The 12,230-nt window shown below is 64.6% G+C and carries 11 protein-coding genes and 2 pseudogenes; 8 read left to right on the top strand and 5 right to left on the bottom strand.

From position 1 onward, the window contains the following. A pseudogene (locus K3M35_RS26770) lies at positions 1 to 108 on the top strand (IS630 family transposase); the annotation flags it as partial. Here K3M35_RS26770 and K3M35_RS24775 read toward each other — a convergent pair. The 3 genes from K3M35_RS24775 to K3M35_RS24785 form a co-directional block, all read right to left on the bottom strand. Beyond that, a complete protein-coding gene (locus K3M35_RS24775; RefSeq protein WP_259444451.1) occupies positions 73 to 888 on the bottom strand; it encodes a hypothetical protein in 816 nt (271 codons plus the stop codon). The pseudogene K3M35_RS26770 and the gene K3M35_RS24775 sit on opposite strands and share 36 nt — an antisense overlap. A 376-nt stretch (positions 889 to 1,264) precedes the next feature. Beyond that, on the bottom strand, positions 1,265 to 2,116 hold the full coding sequence (locus K3M35_RS24780; RefSeq protein WP_193902700.1) for a citryl-CoA lyase: 852 nt from the start codon (positions 2,114 to 2,116) through the stop codon (positions 1,265 to 1,267). Then, a complete protein-coding gene (locus K3M35_RS24785) occupies positions 2,113 to 3,312 on the bottom strand; it encodes a CaiB/BaiF CoA-transferase family protein (protein ID WP_220667176.1) in 1,200 nt (399 codons plus the stop codon). The genes K3M35_RS24780 and K3M35_RS24785 overlap by 4 nt, the downstream gene beginning before the upstream one ends. Before the next feature lie 357 nt (positions 3,313 to 3,669). Between K3M35_RS24785 and K3M35_RS24790 the strand changes: the two genes are divergently transcribed. The 4 genes from K3M35_RS24790 (at position 3,670) to K3M35_RS24805 (ending at position 6,684) form a co-directional block, all read left to right on the top strand. After that, positions 3,670 to 4,485: an IclR family transcriptional regulator C-terminal domain-containing protein gene (locus K3M35_RS24790; RefSeq protein ID WP_220667177.1), complete on the top strand. Its 816-nt coding sequence runs from the start codon at positions 3,670 to 3,672 to the stop codon at positions 4,483 to 4,485. A gap of 316 nt (positions 4,486 to 4,801) precedes the next feature. Beyond that, positions 4,802 to 5,287 carry a flavin reductase family protein gene (locus K3M35_RS24795; protein WP_220667178.1) on the top strand — a complete coding sequence of 162 codons (486 nt, stop codon included), beginning with the start codon at positions 4,802 to 4,804 and terminating at the stop codon, positions 5,285 to 5,287. Between the two features lie 162 nt (positions 5,288 to 5,449). Then, positions 5,450 to 6,019 (top strand): VOC family protein, encoded by a 570-nt coding sequence (locus tag K3M35_RS24800; RefSeq protein WP_193902703.1) that lies wholly within the window; start codon positions 5,450 to 5,452, stop codon positions 6,017 to 6,019. Beyond that, positions 6,010 to 6,684, top strand: a complete 675-nt coding sequence (locus K3M35_RS24805) for an alpha/beta fold hydrolase (RefSeq protein ID WP_220667179.1) — start codon at positions 6,010 to 6,012, stop codon at positions 6,682 to 6,684. Before K3M35_RS24800 ends, K3M35_RS24805 begins: the two co-directional genes overlap by 10 nt. 132 nt (positions 6,685 to 6,816) lie before the next feature. On the opposite strand, the gene K3M35_RS24810 is transcribed toward K3M35_RS24805, so the two are convergent. Then, on the bottom strand, positions 6,817 to 7,872 hold the full coding sequence (locus K3M35_RS24810) for an AraC family transcriptional regulator (protein WP_220667180.1): 1,056 nt from the start codon (positions 7,870 to 7,872) through the stop codon (positions 6,817 to 6,819). A gap of 186 nt (positions 7,873 to 8,058) precedes the next feature. Next, positions 8,059 to 8,658, bottom strand: coding sequence for a transposase (locus tag K3M35_RS24815; protein WP_374107788.1), 600 nt, complete (start codon positions 8,656 to 8,658; stop codon positions 8,059 to 8,061). A 670-nt stretch (positions 8,659 to 9,328) separates the two neighbouring features. Here K3M35_RS24815 and K3M35_RS24820 point away from each other — a divergent pair. The 3 genes and pseudogenes from K3M35_RS24820 to K3M35_RS26780 all read left to right on the top strand — a co-directional run. Next, the gene (locus K3M35_RS24820) at positions 9,329 to 10,120 is read left to right on the top strand and encodes an alpha/beta fold hydrolase (RefSeq protein ID WP_220667182.1); all 792 of its coding nucleotides are present in this window, start codon (positions 9,329 to 9,331) and stop codon (positions 10,118 to 10,120) included. A 74-nt stretch (positions 10,121 to 10,194) separates the two neighbouring features. Next, on the top strand, positions 10,195 to 11,385 hold the full coding sequence (locus K3M35_RS26775) for an acyl-CoA dehydrogenase family protein (protein WP_193902707.1): 1,191 nt from the start codon (positions 10,195 to 10,197) through the stop codon (positions 11,383 to 11,385). Between the two features lie 708 nt (positions 11,386 to 12,093). Next, positions 12,094 to 12,230, top strand: a pseudogene (locus K3M35_RS26780) (IS630 family transposase); the annotation flags it as partial.

Genomic DNA, 12,230 nt, shown 5'->3' on the forward strand with positions numbered 1-12,230 from the left:
AGTCATCGGGAGCAGGGGTCGATGATCCGTAGCTACATCATCTGGCGCAACAAGCACGCCGAGGATCAACGGCTACGCGAAATCGTGAACAGGGCGAACGTAGCCTGATGCGGCACTAGCACTCGTGCACGCGAAAGCTCGACTGGGTGCCGACGATGTCCGTCTGGACTCCGAGGACCGGCCCGCAGACAGTCGAGACCGCGCGGTGCGAATCGTCACGGTGACACAGCATTTCGAGGCAGATCGCCCGACACGCCGCGGCGCTACATGGTGATGATGTCGCTGACGTCCCGCAACGGCACGTGGTATTTGGGGAATCCTGAGACCGGGGATTGCGGGGTGAAGCCGCGATGACTCCACGACGTCCCAGGATCGGCGGGGTTGCCGGTGGTGTTGGCACCTCGGTCGTTGCGGTCTTGATCGGCGGCGAAGACATCGGGGTGGTCTCTGCCGGTGACGCTGTCGACGTGCTTGTGTGCCGGTCTGCAGGGTTGCCGCGATGTCGTCGAGGCCGTGGAGGAGGCGGTGTCGGGTGTGATCGTCGATGTCGAAGCCGACGGTCAGGTCGGTATGGGTGGCGGTGCGGGCGCGCAGGTCGACGGTGACGACCTCGGTGGGGGAGGCTTCGACGGATTGACTCAGTGCGCCGAGGTCAGCGGGGGTGACGACGCTGGCGAGGAGGCCGCCTTTGGCGGCGTTGCCGCGGAAGATGTCGGCGAAGCTTGGCGAGAGAACCACGCGAAATCCGAAGTCGTGCAATGCCCATACGACGTGCTCGCGCGATGAACCGATACCGAAGTCGGCTCCGGCGAGCAGGATGCTCGCCTCGGTGTAGGGCTTGCTTGAGGATGAACTCGGTTTGGGTGCGCCAGGTCGCGAACAGGCCATCCTGGTAGCCGGTGCGGGTGATCCGTTTCATGAATTCCGAGGGGCAGATCTGGTCGGTATCGATCCCGTCGCGACGGAGGGGAGCGGCGATGCCTGTCCAGGTGTCGAGGGCTTCCATGAGTTCCGCTTCCTGCTACCAGGCGCTGGTCAGGGTGTGAGGATGAAGTTGGAGAAGCGCCGTGCCGGGTGGGAAGGCTGTCGGGGGCTTCGTTGATCTTTTCGAGGGGGAAGGTGTGGTACTCGAGGACGGAGAGGTCGAGTTGGCCGGTGCCGGCCAGGTCGGCCATGTCCTGCGCTTCGCTCGTGGACAAGCAGAGACTGCCCAGGCCGCCATGGGTGAGTCTCCTCGGGTAGCGATACTCGTGGGATCGAGTCGTCAGGTGGCGGGGTCGGCGCCGGTGGGGTTGGAGCCGGTGGGGTCGACGTAATACGCGCCGCGGTCGGCGTTCATGTAGATGTCGTTAGCGATGGGGTTGCGACGTTCCTCGGCGAGCTGCCCGACCAACCCGGCGCAGCGGGCGAGCAACGCGAACCCGCGCAGCATCTCCGTCGGCAGTCCCAGGTCGGCGAGAGCAGCGCCGCACACCCCGGCGCCGTTGAGCGGCAGGTGTCGTCCGACGCCGCGGCCGCTCATCCGCCCGATAGCCTCGAACAGTTGCAGGTGAGGTCCGCGCACTCCTTCTTCGGCGGCAATACTAATCAGCACCGGGGTGCGGGGGTCACCGTCCTTGTGGTTGGGGTGACCGAGACCGGGCACAAGCTTGCCGCTTCGGCGTTGCCGAGCGATGGCGTCGAGGGCAAGCTCGTCCCAACCTTCGTCGGTATCAGGCAGGGATCTGCCGTCGGCGGTGTGCGCCGCGAGCGCGGCGGAGAGGAATGTGCCGCTGTCCTCGGTGACACCGAGGAATCGTGATCCGCCACCGAGGAGACCGGCTGCCAGTGCGCCTTGCAAAGAGTCGGGGGCGCTGAGATAGGTTACACGTGCAGCGATGGCGGTCGGGGTGAAGCCGTGATCGGTGAGGGCGACGAGGACCGCCTCGAACACGCGCACCTCTCCGGAGGTGGGCCGGCGCATGGCGACCATCCAGAAGGCGAGCTCGCCGAAACCGACCTTGCCCATGAGGTCACCTGCGAGGTCCTGACCGAGGAGTTTGATCTCGGTGGCCGAGGAAGTACCCAGTGAGGTAGGGAATTCGGTACGGACGGGGCGCCCGGTGGTGTCGGTCATCGTTCTTCCTGCCCGGTGCTCGTCGTCATTGCGGTGGCGGCACCGAGCCACGCCCGCACCTCGTCGCCGTCCTGCCCCAGGGTTGGCGGGGCGAGGTCGTAGCGCGGTGCGAAGCCGCTGAAGGTGATGGGGTTGCGCACCCCGGGCACGGTGTCTCCGGGTGGGCCGACCTGCACGACCGGTTCGAGGCCGAGCGTGTCGGCGTACTGCAGTCCTTGCGCGATCGTGTTGATCGGCCCGTTGGGAACCCCGACCTCGTTGAGCTTGTCGAACCAGTGGATCGCGGATTGCGTCTTCAACCGTTCGACGAGCAGTGGGCGCAGTTCTTCGCGGCGTTCGGTTCGATCTTCATTCTTGGCGAAGCGGGGATCGTCGGCCAGTTCCGGGACGCCGAGAACTTCGACGAGTTTGCGGAATTGAGCGTCGTTGCCGGCGGTGACGATCAGATCGTTGTCGGCGGTGGGCAGCGGCTCGTACGGGAACAGACTCGGGTGTGCATTGCCCATCCGGTGCGGAGTGACGCCGCCAGCAACGTAGGCAGAGGTCTGGTTGACCAGGCCGCTCATCGCCGACGCCAGCAAGGAGGTCTCGACGTGTTGCCCGGTTCCGGTCTCGGAACGGTGCCGTAGCGCAGCGAGGATGCCGATCGTGGAATGCAGCCCGGCCATGACGTCGAACACGCTGATGCCGGCGCGATAGGCGGGCCCGTCGGGGTCACCGGTCAGGCTCATCAGCCCGGACATCGCCTGCACGATCAGGTCGTACCCAGGTAGCGAGGCGCCTTCCTTGGAACCGAATCCGCTGATAGAGCAGTAGATGACGGACTCGTTGCGGTCCCGGACGCTGCCGTAGTCGAGCCCGAAGCGACGCAGCCCGCCAGGTTTAAAGTTCTCGACCACGATGTCTGCGCGGCCGGTCAGCGCGTGCGCGACCGCGAGATCGTCGTCGTTCTGGAAGTCGAGCACGATCGACTTCTTGTTGCGGTTGATCGCGGCGTAGTACGTCGAGACGCCGTCTTCACGTACGGGCGGAACCCAAGATCGGGTGTCGTCACCGCCTGGGCTCTCGACCTTGATCACCTCGGCGCCCATGTCGGCCAGCAACATCGTGGCGTACGGTCCGGCGAGGACTCGGGAGAGGTCGGCGATGAGGATCCCGTCGAGCGGGCGTGCAGTTGAGGTGCCCGTGAGATCCACGAGGTCACGTCCTTTCCTGGCGAGGCTGTCGGTGCGGCAACCGCCGAGTCGCCGACGGTCTTGTCTGTCATGCCGCCCTTCGGACCCGATGCCGTCGGAGCGGATCGCGACGGTCGAGAACGGGGTTGAGCGGTGCCTACTAAAGCAAAGACTCCGAGATATTACAGTTCAGGCGGATTTTGTCCGTCTAGCGGACAGTGGTCCGTTGCAGTGAACCCACTGTGCCCGGTCCACAGATCGTGTGTCAAGGTGGAAGCGGCACCAGGCATGTGGACGGGGCGCACTCGCGGGCGCCTGCGCCGGGGCAGACTCGGACGGTCGACAATCGGTCGGACAGACGTAGAGGAAGGAACCGACGTGGTCGAACGCGGTCAGGGACCGGACTTCATCGAAGCTCTGGCGCGGGGTCTTCACGTCCTGCGCAGCTTCTCCGTCGATCGGCCGATCATGTCACTGGCCGAGGTCGCTACACGAACGGACCTCGCGCGTCCGACGGCGCGCCGAATCCTGCTGACACTCGAAGAACTCGGGTACGTCCGATCCGGTCGCTCCGGGTACGTCCTCACCCCACGCGTACTGGAACTGGGCATGGCCTACATCGGGGCGCTCGATCTGTGGGACATGGCGCGGCCCCACCTTGAGGGGTTGGTCGCCGCCACGGACGAGTCGTCGTCGATGGCGCAGCTCGACGGGTCCGACATCGTGTACGTTGCGCGCGTGGCGGTGCCCAAACTGATTTCGTTACGAGTAGACATAGGCACGAGATTCCCCGCGATGGTGACCTCGCAGGGACGTGCCCTGCTCTCGGCGATGGACCGCGCCGCGGTGCACCAGCGGCTCGCCGAACCGAGCCGGTCGGGCATCGCAGCGAAGCCCTACACGTCAAACGAGATCGATGAACTGCTCGACCAGACGGCCGAACGTGGGTGGGCACTGGCCGACCAGGATCTTGCCCCCGGCGTCAGATCCATCGCCGTTCCGGTCCGAGACGGACGCGGAGTCGCCCGTGCCGCCATGAACATCACCGTGCACGCCGCGGAAACCCCCGTGGAGGTACTGACCTCGGACTATCTCCCGCTGTTACTGGCGGCCGCCGAACGAATATCGACCGATTGGAGTGCATGGCAGCGTCGGCCGATCCACCAGGCCTCGCGTACGTCCCCGCCCCGGTAAAGATGCTCGAAGTCCTCGACGCGGGCCGGCATCACCGGGAACCCTGATTCACTTTTGCAAGCCAGTCTCCCACAGCCGACGAGCTGTTGCCGCCGTGCCTCCCGGCACACCGCCCGTTTCATGTCCGAGTGGTCGTGGCTGGGGTCGTCACAGCACGCAGCGCCGAGCGTCCCCTCCGGGGCCGCCGCCACCGTCTGTCCGGTATCTGCAGCCTCTGTTCCCTGGTTCGCGGATTGTGGATTGAGGTGGGCGACTAGTCGTGAGACTTTTGTCTCACACGCCGAAGTCGTTGAGGCACAGGATGTCAGGGGTTGAGATGAACGACAGGGACTTCAGGTTGATGGCCCGCTCGCTGCCGACGACGGTGACAGTGGTGTCCGGAACCGTGAACGGCGCTCCGTTGGGGATGGTCGTAGGATCGTTCGTACCTATTTCGTCCAACCCAGCACTGGTGGGCTTCTTCGGTGACCGTCGGTCGAACACCTTCACGTCGATAGTCGACATGACGAGACTCAGCTTCTGCGTTCTCGCCGATAATCAACACGAGGTTGTCGAAAAGTTCAGGGGCCCAGCGTCGAACCGATTCGACGGCGTCGACTGGTATCCGTCCGCACGGGGTTTGCCCAGAATCCGCGGTTCCTTCGTGTCACTCGACGCCGAAGTCCACTCGCGTGCCGAGCTAGGTGACCACATAATGGTGGTCGCTCGTGTGCTCGACAGCGAGGTGGGCGGCCCCGACGACGCGCCGATTCTGTATCACCGTTTTCAGTTGACCACGCTACGTGCGGCCACCTCGGCGTGAATTTCTCTGCCAGGCCCTCCATTCACAGATGATTCGCTATCACGACAACGTGCCGTTGCCATCGCGCCGACGCGTCTTCTCGATGCACTCACGCGTGATTCACGTGACCCACACCGACTGTTGCAATTTCACCACCACCGAAGTCCGGAAAGGACCACTCCGATGAACACGTCCGTCGCCACCGCTACTACCGCCCCCCACCCCACCTCGGGGTTGCCCTCGCGCCTGCATCACAACGCCTTCGTCACGTCGGACCAGGCCGCCACTCGCGCCTTCTACGAGGACATCGTCGGCCTACCGTTGGTCGCGACGTGGAAAGAGTCGGACGAGTTGTTCGGTAAGATGCGCACCTACTGCCACACGTTCTACGGTCTCGGCGATGGAAGCGCTCTCGCTTTCTTCCAGTTCGTCGATGACGAAGACCAGCGCCAGTTCGGCCCGAAAATGCCCTTCTCGCCGTTCCAGCACATCGCCTTGAAGGTCACGGCCGACGTGCAGGAAGCAATCGCGGAGCGCCTGCGCACTTCCGGCTGGAACCCCGAGCAGACCTACGTGCTCGAGCACGGTTACTGCCGTTCCCTCTACACCGCCGATCCCAACGGTCTGCTCCTCGAGTTCACCGTCGATGCCGACGGCGTCGAGCAGTCCGATGCCGAGCGGCGACGCACCGCACACGCCGACCTGGAATCGTGGCTGACGGGTGAGCATGCGAGCAACAACACGTGGCGTTGACTCCAGCACTCGTTGTTCTCGTCCACGGCGCCAACCACGGGGCCTGGTGCTGGTCGGAGGTGATTCACCGCCTCGAGTCGCGTGGACACGACTCGACAGCGGTGGATCTCCCGCTGACCTCTTTCGACGATGACGTCGACGCGGTCCGTTCCGCGATCGCGGCGGCAGGTGAGCGGCCCGTGATCGTCGTAGCGCACTCCTACGCGGGGCTCGTGGTCAGCGCAGGCGCACACGACACGGACGGCTTGCTGTTCATCGCGGCGAGGATGCCCTCGCCGACGCGTGCTCCCGCGGTCGACCCTGCAAGTTGGCAGTCCCCGGAATTCCAGTCGGCAATGATTCGCCGGCAGGACGGTGCGCTCGTGTTCGCGGGGGACCCGGCCGTTCTCTACAACACAACTCCTCGTGCTGTCGCCGCGGATGCGGCTTCTCGTCTGCGGCCCATGTACAGCTCTGTTCCCGAGCGTCCGATCCCGAACCCGGCCTGGATGACAGTGCCGAGTACCTACGTGGTCTGCAAACAAGACCGGGTCATCGCAGTAGCAGCTCAACGCGCCATGGCTGCACGAGCTGATCGGGTATTCGAGATCGAATCCGACCACTCACCGTTCCTGTCGGCGCCCGACGAGATCACCGACATCGTGTGTGGTCGGACTCTTCGGTGACTGTCGGGCGCCATCGGCGCGCCCGTCCGTCCAGCCGCAACCGTGAGCCGAGGACAGCTCGGTCTGGGCCCCGCATCCCGATTAGATCGACGATCTCGACGTCGAGAACGGGGCGCCGACGCCGGCCCTGACTCACGGCCTCAGCGTCTCCGACGGCGATTCGCCGAATTTCTTGCGGTAAGCCGCGGCGAAACGTCCGCCGTGATTGAAACCCCATTTCAATGCGATGTCGGTGACGGACACGGCGGGATCGGACGTGTGACGTAACAAATCGGCACGAGCGGACTCCAGTCTGAGCGCCCGGAGGTAGGCCATCGGGGAGGTGCCCAACTGTCGGTTGAAGGTGTCGTGCAGCGTGCGTTCGCTCACGCCCGCGACTTGCACCAGATCGCTCATCCGAACGGGCGTACCCTGAGCCTGCTCCATGTAGTTCAGAACGCGACGAACCGTCTTGGATGACATCACCGATCGCTCTACGAGAAGCCGACCCGAGTAATTGTGGTGTTGTGTGGTCAACAGTGACGTGACAATTGACCGTTCCAACTCGCGTGCAAGCACCGACGCGCCGCCGGGCGGGTGCTCGACGGAGAGCAATCGGCCCAGTGTCCCGACCAGCCCGACGACGGCCTGTCCTGTCCCGTTCGAATCGACCAACGCATCGAACCGGAGAGGCTCGTCCAGCTCGTCACCCAGCATCGACGCCAACGCAGTCTCGACCGCGTCTTTTCTGATCACGAGCATCACCTGTTCGGTGCCGGGTGCCCATGTCATTCTGACCGCCCGGTCGTAGGCCACCGCAGCGCCGCGACCCGGCACCACCGTCGCGGTCGTCCGGCCCCGCTCGTCCAGGAACTCGATGGACCCCCGACTCACCAGGCTCACGGTCACAGTGGGCATGGGCGGGCGACAGACGATTTCGACGGCGCTGCCGTAGACCGAGGTCATGATGCCGACATCGGCGAGAGATGAGTGCGCAACCCGTGCCTCGAATGCTTGGTCCCGCCCGCGCCCGATGACGGTGAACGTATGACTGCATGCCAGCACCTCCTCCGTTCTGTGCTTCGCTTCGAGCGCATCCACGGTGGTGATCCTGGTCCAGGTGTCGGTCGGCTGTGGGGCGCTGGTCGACGGGGCGGCGACTTCGCTCGTGGAGTCGTGAACCCCGGGGAGCTCGTCCTCGTACGTCATGCCATTCTCCGCTTGTAGTGAGGTGCCGGCTGCGCGGTGAATCAGCCGATCGGATGGTGTGTCGCGTCCACCGCCCGGTTCAACGACATAAGGCGCGGACGAACGTCACCGTAGCGGAATGTGTCTGTCCATGGCCATAAGAAAGTGGATCTGTCGCACTTTTTGTGAAGGCGTTGTAGTGCTGAATCATTCGAGATGAATGACTCGCTTGCGGAGCAGGTCGAGGTTGGCTCTGCCGTACATCTGCCGTTTGAGCATTTTGATTCTGTCCACATGGCCTTCGACAGGGCCGGAGTCGTGTTCGAGGGTCAGGCCAGCGGTGACCGCATCGAGGTCCCGTCGTAAGCCCGCGACGAAGGACCGTAGAGCAGGGGACCCGGCACCATCGACCTCGCTCATCCAGTCGATCAGATCGTGTCCGCGACGCTCGACCATGATCGCGGCAAAGCCGCGAACGTGGCGACCCACGGCGGTCAGTGCAGTACTGCGCGTGAGGATTTCGTCGAGACTCCGACTGTCCTCGTCGGTCAGACGATCCGGGCGGCAGGTCAGCCATCCGGTGACCTGCCGCACCGTTGGGGCGGCCGGCGGGGTGGGCTGGAGCTTCTGTGCGGTGCGTAGGGAGTGCACGAACCGGCGGACGGTCTTGGCGCTACCGCGGTATCCGCGTTCGGTGATCTCCCCGGCGAGCACGGCCGCGTCGGTACACCCGGCCGCGAAACGTTCACGCAGGTAGGACTCGAACCCACGAAGTACACGGCTACCCGAGGTGCGGGTGGAAGTCATCAACTCCTCCACGTGCTCGGCACGAGCGAACCTGCGTACTGTCTTGCGGTCGAGGCGCAGGGTCCGGCTGATCGCCGAGATCGACTGCCCCTGCGCGAGCAGTTCGTGCACAGCCGTGTGGCGCTCTCGGGTACGCGTGGGCAGGCGACCGTCCGTGACGGTGGCGCCAGCGTTGCACCCGTCGGATTCGATAGTGCAGCTCGGTGTGTAGTCAGCCTCGGTGTCGGAGTATCCGGCGTGTCAGCAGAGGGCTGAATTGGCTGCAGGTCGGCGCGGTGTCGGACCACTGTGTCCTCCACCGCACCTACGAGGTTGTGCCACAGGTACCCCCGGTCGGCGACCTGCGTCGCGTCCGGCGCTCCGGTACGGACTGCGTCGGCGTATGCGCCGTCATAGGGGTGGACATCGTCATCGTCGGGTTGATCCGTATCTCGCCCTGCAGGCGGGGTTGCTGTGAACCGCTGGACTCAACTCATGCTGACACGCAGGGGTGGACCCGGCTGCCCATCCCGCTGCAGCTTTGAGCATTTCCGCCGATACTTCTTCGGCCGCGGAAAGTGGATCACCACCGCAGTTTCCGACTCGTGATAGTCGGGAGCGGTGCTTACGTTGAGCGTGGCACATCTCACACGTACTTGTGCCGAACCCCGACGAGCATGTGGAGCTGACCATGGACGACACACAAACGCTGACCAACCCCGAACGGCTACTGCACGTGCCCGTCCCGGGCGGGACCGTCGCGAGCTTTCGCTCCGGCTCTGGTCACCCGATGCTCTACCTGCATTCCGCCGGAGACGGCGGAACATGGACCGAATTCCACCAGCAATTGGCAGCGCAATCGACTGTGTTCGCACCCGACCACCCCGGTTTCGGGAACTCGGACGACTTCACCGCGATCACCTCGATGGACCGTCTCGTGGATCACTACCTGGCGTTTCTCGACGCTGCACGCCTCGACGTGGTCGATCTGGTGGGAACGTCATTCGGCGGGTGGACGGCAGCAGCGCTCGCCATCCGCTCACCCGCCCGCTTTCGCCGCATGGTCCTCCTTGCCCCCGCCGGTCTGTACGACGCAGAGGACCCCATCGCCGACATCTTGTCCATGGCGCCCGACGAGCTGATCCCGGCGCTCTATCACGACGACGAACTCGTCCGCAGCATCCTCGCCACACCGCCCACCGAGGATCAGGTAGCTGGGGTAACGAGGGCGATGGCAGCTCTACGTCGTATCGCAGGACCTCGGCTCGAGCAGCCGGATCTCGAAGGACGTCTGTCGCAAGTTCGAACGCCGACTCGAATTGTCGCTGCGATGCATGATCGGATCGTTCCGCCCTCGCACACTCGCCGGTACGCCGCGGCCGTTCCCGGTGCCGAGCTCATGGTCGTCAAAGACTGCGGACACAGTTTGTACGGAGAACAGCTCGACGCTGTCGCCGAGGCGGTCACCACCTTCCTGGCCTGACCGGTCACGCCCATCCCAATCCGCACCATTGCCCACCCGCACAATTCCGCACCCCAGAATTCAGGAGAACGACAGTGACCACAGCTGTTCCCGCACAAGAGTCCGATCCGACGACCGACCTACTTGCGAGCGCGCGCGCCCTGGCACCGCTGCTTCGCGAACAAGCCGCCCACAACGAGGCGAGCGGACACTTGACGACCCTGGTCGAAGATGCGCTTCACGAGCACCGTCTCTTCGGCATGTGGACCCCGCGTGAGCTCGGCGGCAGCGAGGTCGACCCCGTCCGCTCGCTGGACATACTCCAGACGCTGTCCGAGGCGGACCCCTCCACGGCGTGGGTCGTCATGGCGGCATCCCTCGCCACCGGCACCGGTGGCGCCTATCTGGGTGACGAGGCGGTTGCCGAGATGTTCTCCGGCACACGTTTGCCGGTTGTCGCGGGGCAAGGAACACGCCCCGGCAGGGCTGTTCGCGACGGAAACGGCTACCGCCTGAGCGGCGAGTGGAACTTTGCATCGGGTATCAAACACGCCCAGTGGATTCATACGCTCGGCGTCGTCGAAGAGACCGGCCAGGCCTTGATTTTCGTACTGCCCAAGAGTCGAGCAACGCTGTCTGACAATTGGGATGTGATGGGCCTACGCGCCACCGGCAGCATCGACTACAGCATCGACAACGTGTACGTGCCGGCTGCCTTCACCCATGTAGGCCCTACGACGGTCCCTCTTCGCGGTGGCAGCGTTCTCCGACTCGGTATCATGCACCTCTCGATCATTGGCCATTCGGCCTGGGCGCTCGGCGTCAGCCGCCGGATGCTTGACGAGCTCGCCGATCTCGTTCGCAGTAAGGTCGGCCGCCCCGGCTCGCTCGCGGAGAGTGCCACGTTCCACGCGAACTACGGTGCAGCCGAGGCCGAGTGGCACGCTGCCCATGACTTCGTTCACCAAGCGTGGTCTGACGTGGAAGCGCGAATCACCTGTGGTCTCGAGCCCACCCACGAGCAGCAGACGCGCGTCCGTTTGGCGTTGTACCACGCAACGAGAATGGCGGAAAGTGTCAGCAACGTCGTCTACCGTGCCGCCGGCACCACCGCACTGCGAAGCGGAGCGCTGCAACAACTCTTCCGAGACGTTCACGCTGGAACTCAGCACGTGACATCCGCACCCGCCGTTCTTGAGGCCTGCGGGCGGGACCTGGCAGGTGTCGGGCCGGAGTCATCCTGGCTCTACATGAATCTCGTTCCGGGCAATCGCCATGACCTGTGAACTCCGGAGCAGACCGCCAGTCGTAGTTCTGGCAACCGCGCCGGTTCGCGCGCCGAACAAGGATAATGACAGCGTCCATGTCGTATCGGCGCCGGACCTGAGTACCGCCCTGCGAATACGTGACGGTCTGGTGGACACGTGGCGACGAACGGGCAACGACATGGCAGGTCGCACCATTCTGCTAGAGATCGCCGCGCACGTCCGCAACACGGCGCAGGAGGCCCGCTCGAACGTCACGTCGGCGAACAACCTCGGGATTGCCACTCCGTACCGAGGCGTGACCTACGTGGGCACGCCCTCGGGCCTTCAGTCTCTGATCGCGGACATCGTGGTCGTCGGTGTAGCGGACGGAGTGCGAGTGACACCGTTGATTCCTGGTGGTGAGACAAGTCTACGAGAAGCTCTGAAGCTCCCGGTCTATGCTTGAGGTCGGGAACGCCGGCGACGAGTAGCGATCCAATACCACGGAAAGACGAAGCGGTGCTTCGTCGTCCGGGTCCGGGGGTCCGACTCGTCGTTGGAGCGGTTCGTCTTCGGTGGTCTCGCTGCCATCTCACTTCGCGGCGTCGTCCCAGGTCTTCGTCGTAGCGCACCACAGGCGTCGGGCGTCGGCGGTTCTCGTGCCGCACCCGTGAACCTTTGCCCCGTTCTCGCCGACACGCCGACCGGTTGCGGCGTGTCGGCCACGGGATCGATCAACCTGGTCGAGTGGCAGAACGAGTACGCGTGCGAGAACTCGATGACGACGAAGGCAAGCGGCTGGTGCGGATCATCCGCCGTGGCACCGGATCGGTGGTGACCTGGCGGCGCGCCCAGATGATCCTGCTCTCCGCCCAGAACATGCC

It is taken from the genome of Rhodococcus sp. DMU2021, from assembly GCF_019641445.1.
GTDB classification, from domain to species: Bacteria; Actinomycetota; Actinomycetes; order Mycobacteriales; family Mycobacteriaceae; genus Rhodococcus; species Rhodococcus pyridinivorans.